We start from the raw sequence: 24,534 nt of genomic DNA on the forward strand, positions 1-24,534 counted from the left end.
CAGAACGCCGCCACCGTCTTCGTGATCTCGTCCCGGATCCGGTTGTGATGACCGACCTTGCCACCGTCGTACTGCCAGTCGTCATCGTCCTTCACGGAGTTGACGAACGTCGTGGCTTCCCGCTTCAGGTCCTCGAGCTTCTTCACCAGCGGACGGATCTCCGTCGCATACCCCGACAGCGCCCCCGACACCGACTCCAGACCCGACGCGAACGTGTCCGCACGGTCCTTCACCGGCTTCGTCGACGCGAACAACTGCTCCGCCTCCGGAGCCCTGTAATACGCCGACAACCCCTGGAACCGGTTATGGACCTCACCACCGGCATCCCGGATGTGACCCGCGTCCGCCTTCAGATCCCCGTACGCCTTCTCCAACAGCCCCAGATCACCCGTGAACTGCGGAATCTCCTCCGGCTTGATCACGATGCACTGCCCCCCGTTCGCCGGCCCTCCGCAGGGCTGGCTCGCGTCAAGATCTCATCATCATATAAACGGGGTTACGGGGTGTCAGGAGTGGGACGTGGACCGGCGGGTCCGTGTGTGTGGGCCGCCGAAACTCGGGACCGGGTCCGTGGGGGAGGGGGAGATGAGGATTCCGCCCAGGACCGCACCGGCCGTGCCGGGGGTGTGGAGGTCCGCTTCCGCGTACGGGTTTCCGTGCGTGCGGACGTCCTGTTCCGCGTGGTCCCGGGCCTCGCGGGCGAGGGCGTCGGCGCGCAGGTGGTCGGCCGGGGCGTCCGAGGCGAGGAGGCGTTCCGCCTCGGTCAGCAGGGCGCGGGCCCCGGCGCCCACCGCACCCCGGTGCGTCGTGACGAAGTCGGCCGCCGCCGTGGTGGCGCTGCGGGCCGTGAGCAGGATGGCGGCCGACAGCACTCCCGTACGCCCCGCGTCCAGGGGAGCTGCCGCCGCGACGACCCGGCGCAGGACGCCCAACGGGTCATGCGGACGCCCCGACGTCAACTCCTGGCGTACGGAGGCCAGGACGGCGTCCGCGTGCAGGACGCGGGCACGGATCTCACCGGGCGGCACGGCCGTGAGACGGGCCTGCGCTCCCGCCCGCTCCGCCTCCGCCCCGCTCAGCGCGGCCGGCACCATCGACGCGGCCTCGTCCAGTTCCGCGGCGAGGCGTTCGATGCCGTCGAGGAAGACCTCCGCCTGCGCGACCGCGCCCTCGGCGGCGCGCAGATGAGTCACCGCGCGGCCGTTCTCGCCCCGATCGGCCTGCTGGCGTGCCTGGTTGAGGTGGACCGTGGCGAACATCAGGCGGTCCTTGGCCTGTTCCGCGTAACCCGCCACCTGGTCCGACGCCGAGGGGGCGAAGCGCCGTACGAGGCCCAGCAGGACCGCCTCCGTCGCCGGTGTCCGGGCCGTCAGCGCGCGGAAACGGGACTCCGCCACCTCCACCGCCCCGCCGACACCCCGGTCCAGGCCGCGTACGTCGTCGAAACCGTCCGCCGCCGCGTCCAGCAGCCGGCCGGCCTCCTCGCAGCGGCCGATCACGTCGGCCGGCACCTGCCGCCGGGCAGCAGGGTCCGCCGGGACGCCTTCGTCGTAGCGCAGGAGCTGCCCGAAGGCCGTCGCCAGCTCGGTCCCGGCCTGCCGTACGGTTCCGGCGTACGGAGCCACGGCCGTGGCGCCGCCGGTGCGCGCCTCGACGAACCCCAGTTCCTCCCGGCTGGTGCGCACGCAGTCGTCGACCAGGGTCAGCGCCTGCCGCGCCCGTTCGTCCAGTCGGCCGGGTTCGCCCGTGTCGTCGAGCCCGCCGCCGCCCGGCGTCGTCCGGGTCCTCGCCCGCCGGGTGCGCCGAACGTAGCCGTACCCCGCACCCACCACCGCCGCGCCCACCGCCACGAGCGGCAGGACGAGGTCGGCGCCCGACGTCTCGTCCTGCTGGGGTGCGGCGGTGCCTGCGGCGGCCGGGCCCGCGCGGGGGAGCACCCCGGCTGCAACCGCCGTGCCGCTGTCGATCGTCATCACCGGAAGCGCCAGCCAGGCGATCACCGCCGTGCCGCCCAGCGCGGCCCGCGCCGCCCGCACGCACCAGTGCGTGGTGGCGCGGCGCGGCCGGACCGCGCGGGGCAGGGATGACGTCACGTCTCGGAGCGTATGACCGCCCGAGCGGGCTCGCGACCGGGGCTGCGGCACCGGTGGGGCGGTTGCCACGCCACGACAGGTGAGGGGTCGGGACAGCAGCATGCGGAACAGAGGAAGTGCCGAGGGCAGACGCGACGGGGACGGAAGTGCCGAGGGCAGACGCGACGGGGACGGAAGTGCCGAGGGCAGACGCGACGGGGACGGAAGTGCCGAGGGCAGGAGCGACGGGGACGGAAGTGCCGAGGGCAGACGCGACGGGGACGGAAGTGCCGAGGGCAGGAGCGACGCGGACGGAAGTGCCGAGGGCAGGAGCGACGCGGACAGAAGCGGCGGGGGCGGAGGCGACGAGGAGGTGGGGGAGGCCCAGGAGGCCACTGAGGGCAGCGAAGAGGCCGTGCGCCGCGCTCGCCGCTTCCTCCGCGCCCGCCGCTTCCTCCGCCCCCGCCGCCTCGTCCCCGCCCTCGTCCTCCTGCTCCTCCTCCCCCTCCTCGCCGCCGAGACCGCCCTCCGGGTGAACTACACCGGTGACCCGGTCGACGGCACCCGTACCCGGGGCCAGGACGCGATCTGGCTCGGGCACGCCTGGGTGGACGGGCGGAAGAAGGACGACGACGTCGCGGCGCTGGCCGTGCGGCTGCGCGGGACCGGGATCCGGGACCTGTACGTGCACGCGGGACCGCTGGAGCACGACGGCACGCTGCCGGCGTCCGCGTACCGCAACGCCGGATGGCTGGTGGCGGCCGTGCACCGGGAACTGCCCGGGGTGCGGGTGCAGGCCTGGCTGGGGGACGTGCTGGCCACCGAGAGCCCCGACGGGCTGCGGCTGGAGCGGGCGGGGACGCGCGCGGCCGTGGTCGCGTCCACCCGCGCGGTCCTGGCGGCTGGCTTCGAGGGGGCCCACTTCGACCTGGAGCCGCTGCACTCGGGCGACCGGAACTACCTCGGCCTCCTCGACGACCTGCGCGCCGTCACCCGCGCGCACGGCGCCGCCCTGTCCGTGGCCGCACACCAGATCGACCCGCTCCCTGCCTTCCACTCCCTCTGGGGCACCCTCACCAACCACCCCAAGTGGTGGTCGCAGGCGTACTTCGGCGAGGTCGCGCGCCGGGTCGACCAGATCGCCGTGATGTCGTACGACACCATGCAGCCGTCGCAGAGCCTGTACGGCGGCTACGTCGCCCAGCAGACCTCACTCGCCCTGGAGGTCACCCCGCCCACCACCGACCTGCTGATGGGCCTGCCCTTCTACCACGAGAACCGGTTCGGCCACTGGGCGCACGCCGAGACCGTGCCCGCCGCCGTCCGGGGCGTCCGCCTGGGCCTGTCCCGCGCGGACGCGGACCGGGTGCGCTTCGGCGTCGCGCTGTACGTCGACTTCGCCGCGACCGAGGCGGACTGGAGCGCGTACCGGGACGGCTGGGTGTGAACGGGGACGGCCGGGTGCGAGCCGGGGTCCTCACGGGGAGCGCCGCCTGATCTTCGAGCCCAGCCACACCAGCGGGTCGTACTTGCGGTCCGCCGCGCGCTCCTTCAGGGGGATCAGGGCGTTGTCGGTGATGCGGATGTTCTCCGGGCACACCTCCGTGCAGCACTTGGTGATGTTGCAGTAGCCGAGGCCGTGGTCGTCCTGGGCCGTGCGCGCGCGGTCCACGCCCGTCTCGGCCGCCGCGTCCAGGGGGTGCATGTCCAGCTCGGCGATCCGCATCAGGAAGCGCGGTCCGGCGTACGCGGGCTTGTTGTCCTCGTGGTCGCGGACGACGTGGCACACGTCCTGGCACAGGAAGCACTCGATGCACTTGCGGAACTCCTGCGGGCGGTCCACGTCCTCCTGCGTCATCCGGTACTCGCCGGGACGCAGGCCGGCCGGCGGTACGAAGGCGGGGATCTCGCGCGCCTTGGCGTAGTTGAAGCCGACGTCCGTGACCAGGTCCCGGACGACGGGGAAGGCGCGCAGCGGAGTGACGGTGACGCTCTCCTCGGGGGTGAAGACCGACATGCGGGTCATGCACATCAGGCGCGGGCGCCCGTTGATCTCCGCCGAGCAGGAACCGCACTTGCCCGCCTTGCAGTTCCAGCGCACGGCGAGGTCGGGTGCCTGGGTGGCCTGGATGCGGTGGATGATGTCGAGGACCACCTCGCCGTCGTTGACCTCGACCGGGAAGTCCTTCAGGCCGCCGCCCTCCGCGTCGCCCCGCCACACCTTGAAGCGGGCCTGGTAGCCGCTCATTCGTATCGCTCCTCCTCGGCGAGGTACTTGCCCAGCTCCTCCTTGGGGAAGAGGGCGAGCAGGTCGGGGCGGACGGGGTCGGTGGTCTCGCGGGTGAGGACGATCCGGTCGCGGGCCGGGTCCGTGGCCGCGAGGTCTCCCGTCGGGTCGGCGAGCCGGCACAGCAGGTTGATCCGGCGCCAGGCGCGGTCCATCTGCGGATGGTCCTCGCGGGTGTGTCCGCCGCGTGACTCGGTACGGATCAGGGCGGCCCGGGCCACGCACTCGCTCACCAGCAGCATGTTCCGCAGGTCCAGGGCGAGGTGCCAGCCCGGGTTGAACTGCCGGTGCCCCTCGACCCCGGCCCGGTGGGCCCGGACCCGCAGCTCGGCGAGCTTGGCCAGGGCCTGCTCCATCTCGCCCTGGCGGCGGATGATGCCGACCAGGTCGTTCATGGTCTGCTGGAGTTCCTGGTGGAGGGTGTACGGGTTCTCCGGCGGCCCGTCCTGCTTCTCCGGTGGCCCGGCCTGCCCCTCCGGCCTGGCCTGCCCCTCCTGCGAGGCCTGCCCCTCCTGCGAGGCCTGCCCCTCCTGCGAGGCCTGCCCCGCCGGGCCGCTCTCCGTCGCGGGCGGTTGCTGCGTCTGCGCGGAGAACGGCCGCAGCGCCTCCGCCGCCGCCGCGTCGACCTGGGTGTCGTCCACGGGCGGCCGGGCGTACGCCAGGCCCTGCGCGTACTCGGCCGCGTGCCAGCCCGCCCGGCGGCCGAAGACCAGCAGGTCGGAGAGGGAGTTGCCGCCGAGCCGGTTGGAGCCGTGCATGCCGCCGGCCACCTCCCCGGCCGCGTACAGGCCCGGTACGCCGCGCGCCGCCGCCGTGTCGGATTCGACGGCGATGCCTCCCATCACGTAGTGGCAGGTCGGTCCCACCTCCATCGACTCCGCCGTGATGTCCACGTCGGCCAGCTCCTTGAACTGGTGGTACATCGACGGCAGCCGGCGCCGGATGACGTCGGCGGGCATGCGCGTGGAGACGTCCAGGTAGACGCCGCCGTGCGGGGAGCCCCGGCCCGCCTTGACCTCGGCGTTGATGGCGCGGGCGACCTCGTCGCGGGGGAGCAGGTCCGGCGGGCGCCGGTTGTTGTCCGGGTCCTCGTACCAGCGGTCGGCCTCGGCCTCGCCCTCCGCGTAGCTGTCCTTGAAGACGTCGGGGACGTAGTCGAACATGAACCGCCTGCCCTCGGCGTTGCGCAGCACCCCGCCGTCGCCGCGCACCGACTCGGTCACGAGGATGCCCTTCACCGACGGCGGCCAGACCATTCCGGTGGGGTGGAACTGCACGAACTCCATGTTCAGCAGGGGCGCTCCGGCGAGCAGCGCCAGCGCGTGCCCGTCGCCGGTGTACTCCCACGAGTTCGAGGTGACCTTGAACGACTTGCCGATGCCGCCGGTGGCGAGGACGACGGCGGGGGCCTGGAGCACGAAGAAGCGGCCGGTCTCGCGGTCGTAGGCGAAGACCCCGCAGACCCGGTCGCCGTCCTTGAGGATCCGGGTCACCGTGCACTCCTGGAAGACCTTCAGCCGGGACTCGTAGTCCCCGGTCTCCCGGTGGTCCTCCTGCTGGAGCGAGACGATCTTCTGCTGGAGGGTGCGGATCAGTTCGAGTCCGGTGCGGTCACCGACGTGGGCGAGGCGCGGGTATTCGTGGCCGCCGAAGTTGCGCTGCGAGATACGGCCGTCCTTCGTACGGTCGAACAGCGCGCCCCAGGTCTCCAGCTCCCACACCCGCTCGGGCGCCTCCCGGGCGTGCAGCTCGGCCATCCGCCACTGGTTGAGGAACTTCCCGCCGCGCAGCGTGTCGCGGAAGTGGACCTGCCAGCTGTCGTGCGGGTTGGCGTTGCCCATGGCCGCCGCGATGCCGCCCTCGGCCATCACGGTGTGCGCCTTGCCGAACAGCGACTTGCAGATCACCGCCGTGCGCGCCCCGCGCTCGCGTGCCTCGACGGCGGCGCGCAGCCCGGCGCCCCCGGCGCCGACCACGACGACGTCCCACTCCTGCCGGTCGACCACGGACATCAGCCAGTTCCCCACTCACTAGAGCCCACCAGGACGGACGCGGCCCACGGGAAGCCGCGTCCCGCTAGAAGAAGCGCGGATCGTCGAAGACGCCGGACGCCACCAGGTACACGTAGAAGTCGGCGAGCGCCACGCTCACCAGGGAGGCCCAGGCCAGTTGCATGTGCCGGGCGTTCAGCCGTCCCACGAACTGCCACATCCGGTAGCGCACCGGATGCTTCGAGAAGTGTCTGAGCCTGCCGCCGACGATGTGCCGGCAGGAGTGGCAGGAGAGGGTGTACGCCCAGATCAGCCCGATGTTGGCCAGGAAGACCAGGGTGCCCAGGCCCATGTGACCCCAGTGGTGGTGCGGGTCGCGGAAGGACAGCACCGTGTCGTAGGTCAGCACGCCCGCGACGAGCAGGGCGGCGTAGAAGAAGTACCGGTGGATGTTCTGCAGGACCAGCGGGAAGCGGGTCTCGCCCGAGTAGCGGCCGTGCGGCTCGGCGACCGCGCAGGCCGGCGGGGATGCCCAGAAACTGCGGTAGTACGCCTTGCGGTAGTAGTAGCAGGTCAGGCGGAAGCCCAGCGGGAAGATCAGGACGATGATCGCCGGGGAGATCGCCCACCAGCTGCCGAAGACGTCGGCGTTGGGTCCCATGTGCATCGTCCGGCAGTTCTGCGCCAGGCACGGCGAGTAGAACGGCGAGACGTACGGGGCGGCGTAGTAGTCCGCGTTCGCGAAGGCGCGCCACGTCGAGTAGACGACGAAGGCGAGCAGCCCGGCGGCGGTGACCGCCGGTGCCAGCCACCAGCGGTCGGTGCGCAGGTGACCGGCGGCGATCGCGGCACGGCCCGGGGAGCGGACGCCGCCGCGCGCGGGGTGGGGGGCCGTGCCGGGGGGTTCCGTACCAGTGGCCACGTGAGGACTCCGGTCGGGTCAGGGGGCGTGGCGGTCGCGGACGCCGAGTCCCTCGTCGTCCGAGTCCGTCCACAGGGAGATGTCGTAGGGCGTGTCGGAGATGGTGACGAGGGCGGGGCGCTGGGGCGCGGCCGGGCTCTGCGTGGCCTCGCGCAGCAGGGCGACGCTCTCGCGCAGGTGGTCGGCGTCGGTGCGCACGCGGCGTATCTCCAGCGCGCCGCCGAGCTGGTGTTCCAGCCGGGCCACCGAGCGCAGCAGTTCGTCGAGGGTGTGCTGTACGGACGTCAGGTCGTCGGGCACGGACATGACGTGACCTCACTTCCACGGGCCGTGCGGCCCTGGACGGCGACGTTCATGCGCCTGCGAGTGTCGCGCGTCACACCTGTCGGTGGGAAGGGATGTGCAGCGATCGGCGGATCGCACCTCCCTGGCGCACGCCCCCGCACGCGCTCTGTGTGCGCCGGGGCGCATTGCTCCGCACGGGTGACCTTCCGGGCTCCCGCCGCCGTGTCGCCTCCGGCAGACGAACCCTTTCCTTTTCAGTGGGCCATAGATCTGATCAGCTCCAAAATACCGCCAAATGTGAACAAGCAGTACATGACTCCCCATCGCCCACCGGCGGGAGCGGCTCCCCGGAGGTAGCACAGATGTCGTACGACGGTGTCGGACCCCGCGCGGTCATGCGCTCGGTCGCCTTCCTGACCGCGGGCGCCCTCGCGGTGCCCCTGCTGGCCGGCTGCGGCTCAGACGACGAAGGCAGCAAGCCCCTGGCCGGACAGGACATCGCACCCGCCGCCCGCGCCCAGGTCGCCGACGGCGGCACCCTGCGCTGGGCCGTGGACGCGATGCCGGAGACGCTCAACACCTACCAGGCGGACGCCGACGCCGGCACCACCCGGATCGCCCAGGCCGTCCTGCCCGCCATGTTCCGCCTCGACGCGAACGGCCGCCCGCAGCGCGACGCCGACTACCTCGACTCGGCCCGCGTGGTCGAGACCGAGCCCAAGCAGGTCGTCGTCTACCGGCTCGACCAGCAGGCCGTCTGGAGCGACGGCCGCGAGATCGGCGCCGCCGACTTCGCCGCCCAGTGGCGCGCCCTGTCCGGCAAGGACTCCGCCTACTGGACCGCGCGCAACGCCGGCTACGACCGCATCGAGAAGGTCGAGCGCGGCGCCAGCAACCTGGAGGTCCGCGTCACCTTCGCCCGCCCCTACGCGGACTGGCGCTCGCTCTTCTCCCCGCTCTACCCCAAGGACGTCACCGGCACCGCGAACGACTTCAACGACGGGGCGCGCAAGAAGCTCAAGGTCAGCGCCGGCCCGTTCACGGTGCAGAAGATCGACACCAAGAAGAAGGACGTCGTCCTCGCGCGCAGCCCGCGCTGGTGGGGCCACCCGGCCAAGCTGAACCAGATCGTGCTGCACGAGGTGGCGCCCGGCAAGCGGGCCGCCGCGCTCGCCGACGGCACCGTGGACGTGGCCGACATCGACCCCGCCGACGCCGACCGCATCACCCTCGCCGGCGGCGCCCGGGGCAGCTCCCCCTTCCAGGGCCCGGCCGGCGGGCGCACCGCCGCCAAGGCACTGCGCTCCTGGGCGCTCGTGCACGGCTCCGACGAGAAGGCCGCCGACCGTGAGCGCCGCGCCCTGGAGAAGGGTCGCGGCACGCTCACCACCTACCTGGAGCAGCAGGAGGCGCTGCGCGGCGTCCAGGTGCGCAAGTCGCTGGAGCCCGCCTTCACCCAGCTCGCCCTGAACGGCGCCGGCGGCCCCCTCGCCGACGAACGCGTCCGGCACGCGGTGGCGCACGCCCTGGACCGCAAGGCACTCGCCGAGATCGTCCTCAAGCCGCTCGGCCTGCCCACGGCCCCCGTCGGCAGCCACCTCGCCCTGCCCGGCCAGGACGGCTACGCCGACAACAGCGACGCGCTCGGCGGCCAGGACACCGCCCAGGCCAAGGCACTGCTCGCCGACGCCGGCTGGGTGCCCGGCCAGGGCAAGGAACAGAAGAAGGGCGACAAGGCGGCCGGCGCCGAGGGGCACCGGAGCACGAGCGGGTCGCCGGCCGCCTCGGGCGAGGGCACGTACATCGTCGGCGTCAACGACGACATCGAGGCCAACGGCGACGGCAAGGGCCACGCGCAAAGCGGTCACCGCGTCTCCGGTGACGACGAGAGCGGCAAGGAGAGCGCCAAGGACCCCGCCGGGGACGGCAGCGGCCCGCGCCAGCTCGCCCAGGACGGCAGGCAGTACGCGCGCGAACAGCTGACGCAGGGCGGTGCGCCGGGCGCGTACGCCCCCCGGGGGACCGCCGCCCCGGCCGGTACCGTGGCCGGGCCGCTGGCCAAGGACGGCAAGCCGCTCACCCTCCGGTTCGTCCTGCCCTCCGGCTCCGGCTCACAGACGCTGCGCAAGGTCGCCGACCGGATCACCGCCATGCTGGAGAAGGTCGGCATCGCGACCGACATCACCAAGGTCCCGGACGAGAGCTACTTCCGCGACCACATCGCCGCCGGCCAGTACGACCTCGCCCTGTACTCCTGGCCGTCCTCCCCCTACCCGGCCACCGACGCCCGCCCGGTCTACGCCAAGCCCGTCCCGGCCGCCGACGGCTCCCTGAACGTCCAGCAGAACTACACCCGCGTCGGCACCGACCAGGTCGACCAGCTCTTCGACGAGGCCCTGGCCACCCTGGACCAGGACGAGGAGCGCGGCCTGGTCCGCAAGGCCGACGCCCGGATCTGGGCGAGCGCCGGGTCCATCCCGCTCTACCAGCGGCCCCAGCTCGTCGCCGTCCGCGGCACCCTGGCCAACGTGGGCGCCTTCGGCTTCCAGACACCGCTCTACGAGGACATGGGCTTCCTGAAGAAGGGCGCGAAGGCGTCGGCGGACGCCTCGTCGTAGCGGGACCGGCCGCGGGCGGAATCCGGGGCCGAACGGCCCCGCAGGCCCCCGCGGCGGCGCACCCGTACCATGGGGTGAGGCCGTGGCGCGTTCAGCCCGGCAGGGCGCGCGTACCGAGGACGTACGCGCAGCCGTCCGCACACTCCGGGAGTACGCCTCACTATGGCCACGCGCCACGACATTCGAAACGTAGCCATCGTCGCTCACGTCGACCACGGCAAGACGACCATCGTCGACGGCATGCTGAAGCAGGCCGGTGCCTTCGCCGCCCACCAGCTCGACTCCGTCGACGACCGCATGATGGACTCGAACGACCTGGAGCGTGAGAAGGGCATCACGATCCTCGCCAAGAACACGGCGGTGAAGTATCACCCCAAGGACGGCGGGGACCCCATCACGATCAACATCATCGACACCCCCGGCCACGCCGACTTCGGCGGCGAGGTCGAGCGCGGCCTGTCGATGGTCGACGGCGTCGTGCTGCTCGTCGACGCCTCCGAGGGCCCGCTGCCGCAGACCCGGTTCGTGCTGCGCAAGGCGCTCCAGCAGCGCCTGCCGGTCATCCTGTGCATCAACAAGACGGACCGCCCGGACTCCCGGATCGACGAGGTCGTCAACGAGACGTACGACCTCTTCCTCGACCTGGACGCCGACGAGGAGCAGATCGAGTTCCCGATCGTCTACGCCTGCGGCCGTGACGGCATCGCGTCCCTGACCAAGCCGGACAACGGCACGGTCCCGGCCGACTCCGACAGCCTGGAGCCGTTCTTCTCCACGATCCTGGAGCACATCCCGGCCCCCACCTACGACGAGGAACTGCCGCTGCAGGCCCACGTCACCAACCTGGACGCGGACAACTTCCTCGGCCGTATCGCGCTGCTGCGCGTGGAGCAGGGCGAGCTGCGCAAGGGCCAGACGGTCGCGTGGATCAAGCGCGACGGCTCCGTGCAGAACGTGCGGATCTCCGAGCTGATGATGACCGAGGCGCTCACCCGCAAGCCCGCCGAGAAGGCGGGCCCCGGTGACATCTGCGCCGTCGCCGGCATCCCGGACATCATGATCGGCGAGACCCTGGCCGACCCGGAGAACCCGGTCCCGCTGCCGCTGATCACGGTCGACGAGCCCGCGATCTCCATGACCATCGGCACCAACACCTCCCCGCTGGTCGGCCGCGGCGGCACCGGCAAGGGCGCCGACGCGAAGGCGGCCGTCAAGGACCGCAAGGTCACCGCCCGCCAGGTCAAGGACCGCCTGGACCGCGAGCTGATCGGCAACGTCTCGCTGCGCGTGCTGGAGACCGAGCGCCCGGACGCCTGGGAGGTGCAGGGCCGCGGTGAGCTGGCGCTGGCCATCCTGGTGGAGACCATGCGCCGCGAGGGCTACGAGCTGACCGTCGGCAAGCCGCAGGTCGTCACCAAGGAGGTCGACGGCAAGACGTACGAGCCGGTCGAGCGCATGACGGTCGACGTGCCCGAGGAGCACATGGGCGCGGTCACCCAGCTCATGGGTGTGCGCAAGGGCCGGATGGACAACATGTCCAACCACGGCTCGGGCTGGGTCCGCATGGAGTTCGTGGTGCCCTCGCGCGGTCTGATCGGCTTCCGCACCGAGTTCCTGACGCAGACCCGCGGCACCGGCATCGGCCACTCCATCCACGAGGGCTTCGAGCCCTGGTTCGGCACGCTGACCACCCGCAACAACGGTTCGCTGGTCGCCGACCGCTCCGGTGCCGTCACCGCCTTCGCGATGACCAACCTCCAGGAGCGCGGTGTCCTCTTCGTGGAGCCGGGCACCGAGGTGTACGAGGGCATGATCGTCGGTGAGAACTCCCGCGCCGACGACATGGACGTCAACATCACCAAGGAGAAGAAGCTCACGAACATGCGGTCCTCGACCGCCGACGTGACCGAGTCCATCGTCCCGCCGCGCAAGCTCTCCCTGGAGCAGTCCCTGGAGTTCTGCCGCGACGACGAGTGCGTCGAGGTCACCCCGGAGGCGGTCCGCATTCGCAAGGTGAGCCTGGACGCGCGCGACCGCGCCCGCGCGGCCAGCCGGGCCAAGCACGGCTGAACCACCGCCGCCGGCCCGTGAGGGCCGCAGCGCGCAACGTCGCACCAGGGCCCGCCCGGCAGTACGCCGGGTGGGCCCGTGCGTTTTGGCGGGGCCCCGCGGTGTCAGGTGCGTACAGGGTTTTCCCTACATCCGGGCCCCGGCCCGTCCTCTTTCTCCTGCGCGGGTTCGCGCCATTGTTAGAGTGACCGGAATCTACGGCTTGTCGGGTCCTCGTGCCGGTCTGTTCCGCCCACCGGACTCGAACCTGCCTCCAGGCATGCTCGCTCCGCCGCCCCGCGCAACGGGTTTTACCGGCCATACTGTCCGCTATTCGGACAGTCGCGCCCGATAGTTGTGTAACAAGTCCGTTTCGCAGGGATCTTTCACCAAACCCTTTGTCCGGATTTTGGAAGATGTACGCGGCAGGTGTGATCGAACCGAGACCTGGAAGGTGTGGTTCGGTACGGTTCGGATGGCAGATAGTTAGGCGCGTAGAGCTCGGATCAACGGGTCACGCGCTGCTGGCGGCGCCGACTCACGAGCCAGGGGGCACCTGAGCATTTCAGGCACCGGTAACGGTGATGCGTCAAGTGCCCCTCCATGCGGTGAACCAATGGACTCATGAGGAGGAGCCCCATGCGTGGTGCCAAGAGCGCCAAGTGGGTTGCGATAGCCGCGGTTGTGGCGCTGGGTGCGACGGCCTGCGGTGGCGGCGGTGGCAAGGGCAGCGACAGCAAGGCCGCGGCCGACCCCAACGGAAAGTTCTCCGTCGAGGTGGGCGAGCCGCAGCACCCGCTGCAGCCGGCGAACACCATGGAGTCCAACGGCAGCATCGTCATCAAGTCGCTCTTCTCCGGGCTCGTCGACTACGACTCCAGCGGCAAGATCGTCATGGTCAACGCCCAGTCGGTCGACACCAAGGACAACAAGACCTTCACGGTCAAGCTGAAGCCGGGCTGGAAGTTCCACGACGGCACCCCGGTCACCTCCACGTCCTACGTCAAGGCGTGGAACTGGGCCGCGAACCCGGCCAACAAGCAGACCAACAGCGCCTGGTTCGCCGACATCCAGGGCTACGACGACGTCGCCCCGGCCAGCGGCAAGCCGAAGGCGGACAAGATGTCCGGCCTGAAGGTCGTCGACGACAACACCTTCACCATCACGCTGTCGAAGCCGATCCCGTACTTCGTCTACAAGCTCGGCTACGAGGTCTTCGACCCGCTGCCGGAGTCCTTCTACAAGGACCCGACCGCCGCGGGCGAGCACCCGATCGGCAACGGCCCCTACAAGTTCGTCAGCTGGCGCCACAAGCAGTCGATCGAGGTCGCCAAGTACGACGACTACAAGGGCCCGAACGTCGCGAAGAACGGCGGTGTGGTCTTCAAGAACTACGCCAAGCTGGAGACCGCGTACCAGGACCTGAAGTCCGGCAACCTCGACGTGATGCGCCAGGTCGCCCCGCGTGACCTGCCGGTCTACAAGCAGGACCTCGGCGACCGCGCCGTGGACGAGTCGTACTCGGCCATCCAGACCATCGCCGTGGCCTTCTACGCGCCGCAGTGGAAGAACGTCAACGTGAAGGTCCTCCAGGGCCTGTCGATGGCGATCGACCGCGACACCATCACCAAGACCGTCCTGCAGGGCACCCGTGAGCCGGCCACCGGCTGGGTCGCCAAGGGCGTCCTGGGCTACCAGCCGAACGCCGTCGGTGACATCACCAAGTACGACCCGGCCAAGGCCAAGCAGCTCATCAAGGACGGCGGCGGCGTCCCGGGCAACAAGATCTCCATCCAGTACAACGCGGACGGCGGTCACAAGGAGTGGGTGGAGGCCGTCTGCGGCTCCATCACCAAGGCCACCGGCGTGGCGTGCACGGGCGACTCGAAGGCCGACTTCCAGGCCGACACCAACGCGCGTGACAACCACCAGGTCAAGTCGCTCTACCGCTCCGGCTGGGTGCTCGACTACCCCTTCATCTCGAACTTCATCCGCGACCTGTTCGGCTCCAAGGCCGACGGCAACCAGGGTGGCTTCAAGAGCAAGGAGATCGACGACCTCATCGCCAAGGCCGACGCGGCCAAGACGCTGGACGAGTCGGAGAAGCTCTACCAGCAGGTCGAGAAGCAGCTGCCGAACTACATGCCGAGCATCCCGCTCTGGTACTACAAGGTCAACGCGGGCTACTCGGAGAAGGTCACCGACGTCAAGTACAACCAGAGTGGTGACCCGATCCTGACCGGCGTTCAGGTCAAGAAGTAACCGCTGACGACGACAGCGTGTGCCGGGCCGCACCCTTCAGGGGGTGCGGCGCGGCAGCGGCCGACGAACGGCCGGGGGGCCCTTTTCGCCGCGTACGTACGGAATTCTTCGGGAAGCCGCTCGTATGGGGCGAAAAGGGCCTGCCGCTGTGACTGACATGGAGGCACCATGGGGCGCTATGTCGCACGACGACTGCTCCAGATGATCCCGGTCTTCATCGGGACAACCCTGCTGATCTTCCTGATGGTCTACGCTCTGCCCGGCGACCCCGTGCGCGGGCTCTTCGGGGACAAGGCCACCACGCCGCAGGTGATCAACTCACTGCGGCACCAGTACGGCCTCGACAAGCCGGTCCTGGTCCAGTACTGGGACTACATGCGGGGCATCGTCCTGCACTTCGACTTCGGCGACCAGATCGCCAGCGGCCGCCCGGTCACCGACATCCTCGGCGAGGCCTTCCCGGTGACGCTTCGGCTCGCCGGTCTCGCCTTCGCCATCGAGGCCGTCGTCGGCATCGTGCTCGGCGTCGTCGCCGGCATGCGCGCGGGCAAGGCCGCCGACACCGTCATCCTCTTCGTGACGCTGCTGCTGATCTCGGTGCCGGTCTTCGTGCTCGGCTACATCCTGCAGACGGTGTTCGCGATCAACCTGGGCTGGCTGGAGCCGTCGGTCACCGACAGCACCGACCTCAACCAGTTCATCCTGCCCGCCATCGTGCTGGCCAGCGCGTCGCTCGCCTACGTCGCCCGGCTCAGCCGGACCTCGGTCGCCGAGAACCTGCGCGCCGACTACATGCGCACCGCCATCGCCAAGGGCCTGCCCAAGCGCCGGGTGATCGGTGTCCACCTGATGCGCAACTCGCTCATCCCGGTCGTCACCTTCCTCGGCACCGACCTCGGTGCGCTGATGGGCGGTGCGATCGTCACGGAGGGCATCTTCAACATCCACGGCGTCGGCGGCACGATCTACGACTCGATCGTGCGCCGAGAGGGCACCACCCTGGTCGGGCTGGTCACCATCCTGGTCCTCGTGTACCTCTTCTGCAGCCTGATCGTCGACCTGCTGTACGCGGTTCTGGACCCGAGGATCCGTTATGCCTGAGCTGACCACTTCCGCTGACGAAGCCCCCAGCGCCGCCGCGACCGCAGCCGCGGGTGCCGAACTGCCGCAGCCCAAGGCGGAGAAGACCCGCAGCCTGTGGGGTGACGCCTGGCAGGACCTGCGCACCAACTGGGTGTTCATCGTCTCGGCGGTCCTGATCCTGTTGCTGCTGCTGATGGCCGCCTGGCCCAGCCTGTTCACCGGCGGCGACCCGAACAACAAGGACCTGGCCGGGCACTACCTGGCGCACCCGCACTACAGCCACGTCTTCAAGGTCGACTGGCTGGGCTACGACGCCCAGGGCCGCAGCGTGTACGCCCGCGCCATCTACGGCGCGCGCGCCTCGCTGCTGGTCGGTGGCGGCACCACCCTCGCGGTCACCCTGCTCGGCGGCCTGATCGGTATGGTCGCCGGCTACTTCGGCGGCTGGATCGACGCGGTGCTGTCCCGGGTGACCGACATGTTCATGGGCATCCCGTTCCTGCTCGGCGCGCTGGTGCTGCTGAACGCCTTCACCGACCGCACCATCCCGGTCGTCATCCTGGCGCTGGCCTTCCTCGGCTGGACGCAGACGGCCCGCGTCATGCGCGGTGCGGTCATCACCGTCAAGTCCACGGACTACGTGCAGGCCGCCAAGGCGCTCGGCGCCGGGACCAACCGGATCCTCTTCCGCCACGTGCTGCCCAACGCGGTGGCGCCGGTGATCGTCGTCGCCACCATCTCGCTCGGTGTCTACATCGGCGCCGAGGCCACGCTGTCGTTCCTCGGCCTCGGCCTGAACGGCGCCTCGTGGGGCAACGACATCTCCGACGGCGGCAACTCGATCCGCGTGGCCCAGTGGATCATGCTGTACCCGTCGATCCTGCTCAGCATCACGGTGCTGGCGTTCATCATGCTCGGTGAGGCCGTCCGCAACGCCCTCGACCCGAAGACGCGCTGAGGGAGGCGTACGTGACCACCATCGAAGAAGTCACCCCGGTGCCGTCGCCCCGCGACGGCGGGACGGACGGCGGGCCGCTGCTCGACGTGCGTGACCTGCACGTGGAGTTCCACACCCGTGAGGGTGTCGTACGGGCCGTCAACGGCGTCAACTACAGCGTGAGCGCCGGCGAGACCCTCGCCGTGCTCGGCGAGTCCGGCTCCGGCAAGTCCGTGACCGCGCAGGCGATCATGGGCATCCTGGACATGCCGCCGGCGAAGATCCCCCAGGGGGAGATCCGCTTCCGCGGGCAGGACATGCTGACCATGTCCGCCGAGGAGCGCCGCAAGATCCGCGGTCGCCGGATCGCGATGATCTTCCAGGACGCGCTGTCGTCGCTGAACCCGGTGCTGACCGTCGGCTACCAGCTCGGCGAGATGTTCCGCGTCCACCAGGGCCTGTCCAAGAAGGACGCCAAGGCCAAGGCGATCGACCTGATGGACCGGGTGAAGATCCCGGCCGCCGCGGCCCGCGTCAGCGACTACCCGCACCAGTTCTCGGGCGGTATGCGCCAGCGCATCATGATCGCCATGGCGCTGGCCCTGGAGCCGGACCTGATCATCGCCGACGAGCCGACCACGGCCCTCGACGTGACGGTCCAGGCCCAGGTGATGGACCTGCTCGCGGAGTTGCAGCGCGAGTACAATATGGGTCTGATCCTGATCACCCACGACCTCGGTGTCGTCGCCGACGTCGCGGACAAGATCGCGGTGATGTACGCGGGCCGCATCGTGGAGCAGGCGCCCGTGTACGAGCTGTACAAGCGCCCGGCGCACCCGTACACGCGGGGTCTGCTGGACTCGATCCCGCGCCTGGACCAGAAGGGCCAGGAGCTGTACGCGATCAAGGGTCTGCCGCCCAACCTGCTGCGCGTACCGACCGGTTGCGCCTTCAACCCGCGCTGCCCCAAGGCCCAGGACATCTGCCGTACGGAGATCCCGGAGCTGCTGCAGGTCACCGAGCGCGACGGCGGCGAGCTGCCGGGCCGCGCCTCGGCGTGCCACTTCTGGAAGGAGACGATCCATGGCTGAGCTCAGCAAGAACGACGAGCGGCAGGACGCCACGCCGAACGTCTCCGAGGTGGACGTCGTGGAGGCGGGCACCGAGGAGGAGGCGGTCGGCGCCATAGAGGCGCCCGTCCAGCGCGGTGAGCCGATCCTCCAGGTGCGCGACCTGGTGAAGCACTTCCCGCTCACCCAGGGCATCCTGTTCAAGAGGCAGGTCGGCGCGGTCAAGGCCGTCGACGGCATCTCCTTCGACCTGTACCAGGGTGAGACGCTGGGCATCGTGGGCGAGTCCGGCTGCGGCAAGTCCACGGTGGCCAAGCTCCTGATGAACCTGGAGCGGGCGACCGCGGGCCAGATCTTCTACAAGGGCCAGGACATCACCAAGCTGTCCGGGCGTGCGCTGAAGGCGGTGCGCCGCAACATCCAGATGGTGTTCCAGGACCCGTACACCTCGCTCAACCCGAGGATGACGGTCGGTGACATCATCGGCGAGCCCTTCGACATCCACCCCGAGGTGGCTCCGAAGGGCGACCGGCGCCGCAAGGTGCAGGAGCTGCTGGACGTCGTCGGCCTGAACCCGGAGTACATCAACCGCTACCCGCACCAGTTCTCCGGCGGTCAGCGCCAGCGCATCGGCATCGCCCGCGGCCTCGCGCTCAACCCCGAGGTCATCATCTGCGACGAGCCGGTGTCCGCGCTGGACGTGTCGGTGCAGGCGCAGGTGATCAACCTGATGGAGCGGCTGCAGGACGAGTTCAACCTGTCGTACATCTTCATCGCGCACGACCTGTCGATCGTCCGGCACATCTCGGACCGCGTGGGCGTGATGTACCTCGGCAAGATGGCCGAGATCGGCACGGACGAGCAGATCTACGACCACCCGACGCACCCCTACACGCAGGCGCTGCTGTCGGCCGTTCCGGTGCCGGACCCGGACGCCCGCGAGCACCGCGAGCGGATCATCCTCACCGGCGACGTGCCGTCCCCGGCCAACCCGCCCTCGGGCTGCCGCTTCCGCACCCGCTGCTGGAAGGCCCAGGACAAGTGCGCCGAGGAGGTCCCGCTGCTGGCGATCCCCGAGCGTTTCAAGGGCGAGGACTCCCAGGCGGCCCACGAGTCGGCCTGCCACTTCGCCGAGGAGAAGGACATCGTCCACGCGGCGTAGTCCCCTCGACAGCACCACCGCCGATGCCCGGCGCCCCCTCCAGGGTGCCGGGCATCGGTGTTCGCGGGGCCCGACGGGCGTGCATCCGGCTGGAGTGGGGCCGCCCCCGGTGAGGCGTACGGGATACATACGGCTTATGTGCTGATATGTGGGCCGAGCCGTCGGCCGGACCGTGCCGTGTCCCGTACCCGAGGAGGCGCCCATGCGTGCAGGCACCCGCGTGCGGTGGGCCGGCGCGGCGCTGGCGGCGGCCGTGCTGCCGCCGGCCGCGGGGTGCGGCAGCACGACGGGCGCCGGGGCGGGAGTGCTCAGCTCCTCCTGGGGCGACCCGCAGAACCCGCTGGAGCCCGCCAACACCAACGAGGTGCAGGGCGGCAAGGTGCTCGACATGGTCTTCCGCGGCCTGAAGCGGTACGACCCGAGGACCGGCAAGGCCGAGAACATGCTCGCCGAGCGGATCGAGACCACCGACTCGCAGAACTACACGATCACCGTCAAGCCCGGCTGGACGTTCAGCAACGGCGAACCCGTCACCGCGAAGTCCTTCGTCGACGCCTGGAACTACGGCGCGAGCCTGAGGAACAACCAGAAGAACGCGTACTTCTTCGGCTACATCGACGGCTACGACAAGGTCCACCCCACCAGCGGCGCACAGAGCGCAAACACGCTCGCCGGGCTCAGGGTCACCGGGCCGCGGACCTTCACCGTCCGGCTCGGCCAGAAGTTCTCCACCTTCCCCGACACCCTCGGCTACGCCGCCTTCGCCCCGCTGCCCCGCACCTTCTTCACCGACCACAAGGCCTGGCTCGACAGGCCCGTCGGCAACGGCCCGTACACCATCGAGTCCTACACCAAGGGCGCGCAGATGTACCTGAAGAAGTGGGACCGCTACCCCGGGCCGGACAAGGCGCTCAACGAGGGCGTGACCCTCCTCGTCTACACCGACAACAACACCGCGTACACCGACGTCCTGGCCGGCAACCTCGATTTGGTCGACGACATCCCCGCCAGCCAGCTCAAGAACGTCACCTCCGACCTGAACGGCCGCTACATCAACACCCCGGCCGGCATCATCCAGACCCTCGCCTTCCCGTTCTACGACGAGGCCTGGAACACCGACGGCGCCCGCAAGGTCCGCACCGGCCTGTCCATGGCCATCGACCGGGCGCAGATCACCAAGACCCTCTTCCGCGGCACCCGCACCCCCGCCACCGACTGGACCTCACCGGTGCTCGGCACGGACGGCGGCTTCCAGGCCGGACTGTGCGGCAGGACCTGCGCGTACGACCCCGCCGAGGCCAGGAAGCTGGTCAAGGAGGGCGGCGGGCTGCCCGGCGGCCAGGTGCGGATCACGTACAACGCGGACACGGGCTCGCACAAGGAGTGGGTGGACGCCGTGTGCAACTCCATCAACAACGTGCTCGGCAACGACCGCGCGTGCGTGGGCAACCCGGTCGGCACCTTCGCCGACTTCCGCAACCAGATCTCCCGGCACCGCATGCCGGGCCCCTTCCGGGCCGGCTGGCAGATGGACTACCCGCTCATCCAGAACTTCCTCCAGCCGCTCTACTACACCGACGCCTCCTCCAACGACGGCAAGTGGTCGAACAAGCAGTTCGACCACCTCGTCGACCGGGCCAACGCCGAGACCGGCAAGGCCGCCGCGATCCGGCTCTTCCAGCAGGCCGAGGGCGTCGTCCGCGACAACATGGCCGCCATCCCGCTCTGGTACCAGAACGGCAGCGCCGGCTACTCCGACCGGCTGCACCACGTGGCCCTCAACCCGTTCAGCGTGCCCGTCTACAACGAGATCAAGGTCGGCTGAACCGCCATGGGACGCTACGTCGCCAGACGCCTGCTGCAGATGGTCCCCGTCTTCGTCGGGGCCACCCTGCTCATCTTCCTCATGGTCAACGTGATGGGCGACCCCGTCGCCGGCCTGTGCGGCGAACGCGCCTGCGACACCGCGACGGCCGCCCAGCTCAAGCGGGAGTTCGGCCTCGACAAGCCGCTGTGGCAGCAGTACGCGACCTACATGGGCAACGTCTTCACCGGCGACTTCGGCACCGCCTTCAACGGCCAGCCCGTCACCGAACTGATGGGCGCCGCCTTCCCGGTGACCATCCGGCTGACCGTCGTCGCGATCGTCTTCGAGATCGTCATCGGCATCACCCTGGGCGTGGTGACCGGACTGCGGCGCGGCCGGCCCGTGGACACCTCCGTCCTGCTGCTCACCCTGGTCGTCATCTCCGTCCCCACCTTCGTCACCGGCCTGCTCCTGCAACTGCTGCTCGGCGTCAAGTGGGGCTGGATGCGGCCGTCCGTGCCGCCCGAGGCCTCCTTCGACGAGCTGATCGTGCCCGGCCTGGTCCTCGCCTCCGTCTCCCTCGCCTACGTCACCCGGCTGACCCGCACCTCCATCGCCGAGAACCGGCGCGCCGACTACGTCCGCACCGCCGTCGCCAAGGGCCTGCCCCGCCGCCGCGTCGTCGTACGGCACCTGCTGCGCAACTCGCTCATCCCCGTGGTCACCTTCATCGGCACCGACATCGGGGCGCTGATGGGCGGCGCCATCGTCACCGAGCGCATCTTCAACATCCACGGCGTGGGCTACCAGCTCTACCAGGGCATCCTGCGCCAGAACACCCAGACCGTCGTCGGCTTCGTCACCGTCCTCGTGCTGGTCTTCCTGGCCGCCAACCTGCTCGTGGACCTGCTGTACGCCGTACTCGACCCGAGGATCCGCTATGCCTGAGCAGCCGCCGCAGTCGCAGCCGTACGAGCCCGAGGGCGCCGTCGCGGGGACCGGCATGGGCGGCGGGATGGACCTCGCGGCGAGCGAGGCGAGCAGCCTGGCACCGGGGCCGGAGGGGGGAGCGGGCGGCGCGGGCCCGGGGGAGCGGCCCCGCTCGCTGTGGTCAGACGCCTTGCGCGACCTGCGCCGCAACCCCGTCTTCCTGCTCTCCGCGCTGGTGATCTGCTTCCTCGTCCTCATCGCCGTGTGGCCCTCCCTCATCGCCCCCGGCAACCCCCTGTCCTGCGACCTGGCCCGCGCCCAGGACGGCCCTTCGCCCGGCCACCCCTTCGGCTTCGACGGCCAGGGCTGCGACGTGTACACGCGCACCGTGCACGGCGCCCGCGCCTCCGTCACCGTCGGCGTCTGCGCCACCCTCGGCGTCGCGGTCCTCGGCTCCGTGCTCGGCGCCCTCGGCGGCTACTTCGGCGGCGCGTGGGACGCGGTCCTGTCCCGGGTCACCGACATCTTCTTCGCCATCCCGGTCGTCCTCGGCGGCCTGGTCCTGCTGTCCGTCGTCACCAGCAACACCGTCTGGCCCGTTGTCGGGTTCATCGTGCTGCTCGGCTGGCCGCAGATCTACCGCATCGCCCGCGGCTCCGTCATCACCGCCAAACAGCACGACTACGTGCAGGCCGCCCGCGCCCTCGGCGCCTCCGACACCCGCATCCTGCTGCGCCACATCGCGCCCAACGCCGTCGCCCCCGTGATCGTGGTCGCCACCATCGCGCTCGGCACGTACATCGCCCTGGAGGCGACCCTGTCCTACCTCGGCGTCGGGCTGAAACCGCCGAGCGTGTCCTGGGGCATCGAGATCTCCGCCGCCTCGCCCTACGTCCGCAACGCCCCGCACGCGCTGCTGTGGCCCGCCGGCGCGCTGGCCCTCACCGTTCTGGCCTTCATCATGCTCGGCGACGCGGTCCGCGACGCCCTCGACCCGAAGCTGAGGTGACGGCGCGATGCTGCTCGAAGTCCGCGCCCTGCACGTGGAGTTCCGCACCCGCGACGGCGTCGCCCACGCCGTCAACGGCGTCACCTACCAGGTGGACGCGGGCGAGACCCTCGCCGTGCTCGGCGAGTCCGGGTCCGGCAAGTCCGTGACCGCGCAGGCGGTCATGGGCATCCTCGACATGCCGCCCGGCCGCATCACTGCCGGCGAGATCCTCTTCCAGGGCCGTGACCTGCTGAAGCTGCCGGAGGAGGAGCGGCGCAGGGTCAGGGGGGCCGGGATCGCGATGATCTTCCAGGACGCGCTGTCCGCCCTCAACCCGGTGCTCACCGTGGGCGACCAGCTCGGCGAGATGTTCACCGTGCACCGGGGCATGTCCCGAAGGGACGCGCGGGCGAAGGCGGTCGAGCTGATGGACCGGGTGCGCATCCCGGCCGCCGCCCAGCGCGTCCGCGACTACCCGCACCAGTTCTCCGGCGGTATGCGCCAGCGCATCATGATCGCCATGGCGCTGGCCCTGGAGCCGGACCTGATCATCGCGGACGAGCCGACCACCGCCCTCGACGTGACGGTGCAGGCCCAAGTCATGGACCTGCTCGCAAAGTTGCAGCGCGAGTTCGACATGGGCCTCATCCTGATCACCCACGACCTGGGCGTGGTCGCCGACGTCGCGGACAGGATCGCGGTGATGTACGCGGGCCGCATCGTGGAGAGTGCCCCGGTCCACGCCCTCTACAAGGCGCCCGCGCACCCCTACACACGCGGCCTGCTCGACTCCATCCCGCGCCTGGACCACAAGGGCCAGGAGCTGTACGCCATCAAGGGCCTGCCGCCCAACCTCACGCGCATCCCCTCCGGCTGCGCCTTCCACCCGCGCTGCCCGATGGCCCGGGACGTGTGCCGCACGGACGTACCGCCGCTGTACGAGGTGGACGAACAGCGCGGCTCCGCCTGCCACTTCTGGAGGGAGTGCCTGGATGGCTGAGCCGCTGCTGGAGGTCGCCGGGCTGGTCAAGCACTACCCGCTCACCCAGGGCATCCTGTTCCGCAAACAGGTCGGCGCGGTCAGGGCCGTCGACGGCGTCGACTTCGTCCTCGGCCGGGGCGAGACGCTGGGCATCGTGGGCGAGTCGGGCTGCGGCAAGTCCACGGTGGCCAAGCTGCTGTGCCACCTGGAGCGGCCCACGGCCGGACAGATCCGCTACCGCGGCGAGGACGTCACGAAACTCTCCGGGCGCGCGCTGAAGGCGGTGCGCCGCAACATCCAGATGGTGTTCCAGGACCCGTACACCTCGCTCAACCCGAGGATGACGGTGGGCGACATCATCGGCGAACCGTACGAGATCCACCCCGAGGTGGCCCCGAAGGGCGAGAGGCGCAGGAGGGTCCAGGAGCTGCTGGACGTGGTGGGCCTGAACCCGGAGTACGTCAACCGCTACCCGCACCAGTTCTCCGGCGGTCAGCGCCAGCGCATCGGCATCGCCCGCGGCCTCGCCCTGCGCCCGGAGATCATCGTCGCGGACGAGCCGGTCTCCGCGCTGGACGTGTCCGTGCAGGCCCAGGTGATCAACCTGATGGAGCGGCTCCAGGCCGAGTTCGACCTCTCCTACGTCTTCATCGCGCACGACCTGTCCATCGTGCGGCACATCTCCGACCGGGTCGGCGTCATGTACCTGGGCCGCATCGTGGAGACCGGCACGGACGAGCAGATCTACGACCACCCGACGCACCCCTACACGCAGGCGCTGCTGTCGGCCGTCCCGGTGCCGGACCCGGAGGCACGCGAGCACCGCGAGCGGATCATCCTCACCGGCGACGTGCCGTCCCCGGCCGCCATCCCCTCCGGCTGCCGCTTCCGCACCCGCTGCTTCAAGGCCCGCGAGCGCTGCGCGCGGGAGGTTCCGCTGCTGGCGGTCCCCGAGGAGTTCCGCCACGAGGGCGGCCCGGCGGCCCACGACTCCGCCTGCCACTTCGCGGCGGAGCGGCGGACCGTGCGTTGACATCCGGGAAACCTCACGGAAACGGCTCCGAGACGCGCGGGCGGCAGGCTGTG

18 protein-coding genes and 1 pseudogene are annotated in these 24,534 nt (G+C 70.4%); 13 read left to right on the plus strand and 6 right to left on the minus strand.

The genetic code is table 11. The features are described 5' to 3' along the window. Together AB0G56_RS36945 and AB0G56_RS36950 are read right to left on the minus strand one after the other, a co-directional pair. A pseudogene (locus AB0G56_RS36945) lies at positions 1–422 on the minus strand (protein phosphatase); the annotation flags it as partial. Positions 423–506: 84 nt separating this feature from the next. Further along, the gene (locus AB0G56_RS36950; RefSeq protein WP_360978963.1) at positions 507–2,093 is read right to left on the minus strand and encodes a hypothetical protein; all 1,587 of its coding nucleotides are present in this window, start codon (positions 2,091–2,093) and stop codon (positions 507–509) included. A gap of 352 nt (positions 2,094–2,445) precedes the next feature. On the opposite strand from AB0G56_RS36950, the gene AB0G56_RS36955 reads away from it, so the two are divergent. Continuing rightward, positions 2,446–3,519 carry a hypothetical protein gene (locus AB0G56_RS36955; protein ID WP_360978966.1) on the plus strand — a complete coding sequence of 358 codons (1,074 nt, stop codon included), beginning with the start codon at positions 2,446–2,448 and terminating at the stop codon, positions 3,517–3,519. A 30-nt stretch (positions 3,520–3,549) separates the two neighbouring features. On the opposite strand, the gene AB0G56_RS36960 is transcribed toward AB0G56_RS36955, so the two are convergent. The 4 genes from AB0G56_RS36960 to AB0G56_RS36975 form a co-directional block, all read right to left on the minus strand. After that, positions 3,550–4,320: a succinate dehydrogenase/fumarate reductase iron-sulfur subunit gene (locus tag AB0G56_RS36960; protein WP_360978969.1), complete on the minus strand. Its 771-nt coding sequence runs from the start codon at positions 4,318–4,320 to the stop codon at positions 3,550–3,552. After that, positions 4,317–6,371, minus strand: coding sequence for a fumarate reductase/succinate dehydrogenase flavoprotein subunit (locus tag AB0G56_RS36965; protein WP_360978972.1), 2,055 nt, complete (start codon positions 6,369–6,371; stop codon positions 4,317–4,319). Before AB0G56_RS36965 ends, AB0G56_RS36960 begins: the two co-directional genes overlap by 4 nt. Before the next feature lie 64 nt (positions 6,372–6,435). Next, entirely contained in the window at positions 6,436–7,272 is an 837-nt protein-coding gene (locus tag AB0G56_RS36970) for a hypothetical protein (RefSeq protein ID WP_360978975.1), read from the minus strand. A gap of 18 nt (positions 7,273–7,290) precedes the next feature. Next, on the minus strand, positions 7,291–7,578 hold the full coding sequence (locus tag AB0G56_RS36975) for a hypothetical protein (protein ID WP_360978978.1): 288 nt from the start codon (positions 7,576–7,578) through the stop codon (positions 7,291–7,293). A gap of 341 nt (positions 7,579–7,919) precedes the next feature. On the opposite strand from AB0G56_RS36975, the gene AB0G56_RS36980 reads away from it, so the two are divergent. The 12 genes from AB0G56_RS36980 to AB0G56_RS37035 all read left to right on the plus strand — a co-directional run bounded on the left by AB0G56_RS36980 (position 7,920) and on the right by AB0G56_RS37035 (position 24,481). After that, positions 7,920–10,175, plus strand: a complete 2,256-nt coding sequence (locus AB0G56_RS36980) for an ABC transporter family substrate-binding protein (RefSeq protein WP_360978981.1) — start codon at positions 7,920–7,922, stop codon at positions 10,173–10,175. Between the two features lie 162 nt (positions 10,176–10,337). Then, on the plus strand, positions 10,338–12,245 hold the full coding sequence (typA, locus tag AB0G56_RS36985; protein ID WP_360978984.1) for a translational GTPase TypA: 1,908 nt from the start codon (positions 10,338–10,340) through the stop codon (positions 12,243–12,245). A 618-nt stretch (positions 12,246–12,863) separates the two neighbouring features. Continuing rightward, entirely contained in the window at positions 12,864–14,486 is a 1,623-nt protein-coding gene (locus tag AB0G56_RS36990; RefSeq protein WP_360978987.1) for an ABC transporter substrate-binding protein, read from the plus strand. A 168-nt stretch (positions 14,487–14,654) separates the two neighbouring features. Then, complete coding sequence (locus tag AB0G56_RS36995; protein WP_360978990.1) at positions 14,655–15,587, plus strand: ABC transporter permease; 933 nt, start codon at positions 14,655–14,657, stop codon at positions 15,585–15,587. Next, entirely contained in the window at positions 15,580–16,527 is a 948-nt protein-coding gene (locus tag AB0G56_RS37000) for an ABC transporter permease (RefSeq protein WP_360978993.1), read from the plus strand. Before AB0G56_RS36995 ends, AB0G56_RS37000 begins: the two co-directional genes overlap by 8 nt. Positions 16,528–16,538: 11 nt before the next feature. Continuing rightward, a complete protein-coding gene (locus AB0G56_RS37005; protein WP_360978996.1) occupies positions 16,539–17,597 on the plus strand; it encodes an ABC transporter ATP-binding protein in 1,059 nt (352 codons plus the stop codon). After that, entirely contained in the window at positions 17,590–18,738 is a 1,149-nt protein-coding gene (locus tag AB0G56_RS37010) for a dipeptide ABC transporter ATP-binding protein (RefSeq protein ID WP_360978999.1), read from the plus strand. The genes AB0G56_RS37005 and AB0G56_RS37010 overlap by 8 nt, the downstream gene beginning before the upstream one ends. A gap of 202 nt (positions 18,739–18,940) precedes the next feature. Continuing rightward, complete coding sequence (locus AB0G56_RS37015; protein ID WP_360979002.1) at positions 18,941–20,563, plus strand: ABC transporter substrate-binding protein; 1,623 nt, start codon at positions 18,941–18,943, stop codon at positions 20,561–20,563. 6 nt (positions 20,564–20,569) lie between these two features. Then, positions 20,570–21,493, plus strand: coding sequence for an ABC transporter permease (locus tag AB0G56_RS37020; RefSeq protein ID WP_360979005.1), 924 nt, complete (start codon positions 20,570–20,572; stop codon positions 21,491–21,493). Beyond that, positions 21,486–22,484: an ABC transporter permease gene (locus tag AB0G56_RS37025; protein WP_360979008.1), complete on the plus strand. Its 999-nt coding sequence runs from the start codon at positions 21,486–21,488 to the stop codon at positions 22,482–22,484. The genes AB0G56_RS37020 and AB0G56_RS37025 overlap by 8 nt, the downstream gene beginning before the upstream one ends. Before the next feature lie 7 nt (positions 22,485–22,491). After that, positions 22,492–23,466: an ABC transporter ATP-binding protein gene (locus AB0G56_RS37030; RefSeq protein ID WP_360979011.1), complete on the plus strand. Its 975-nt coding sequence runs from the start codon at positions 22,492–22,494 to the stop codon at positions 23,464–23,466. Beyond that, positions 23,459–24,481, plus strand: a complete 1,023-nt coding sequence (locus AB0G56_RS37035) for a dipeptide ABC transporter ATP-binding protein (protein WP_360979014.1) — start codon at positions 23,459–23,461, stop codon at positions 24,479–24,481. Before AB0G56_RS37030 ends, AB0G56_RS37035 begins: the two co-directional genes overlap by 8 nt. Positions 24,482–24,534 lie beyond the last annotated feature (53 nt).

It is taken from the genome of Streptomyces sp. NPDC021356, assembly GCF_040641015.1.
Taxonomy (GTDB): Bacteria; Actinomycetota; Actinomycetes; order Streptomycetales; family Streptomycetaceae; genus Streptomyces.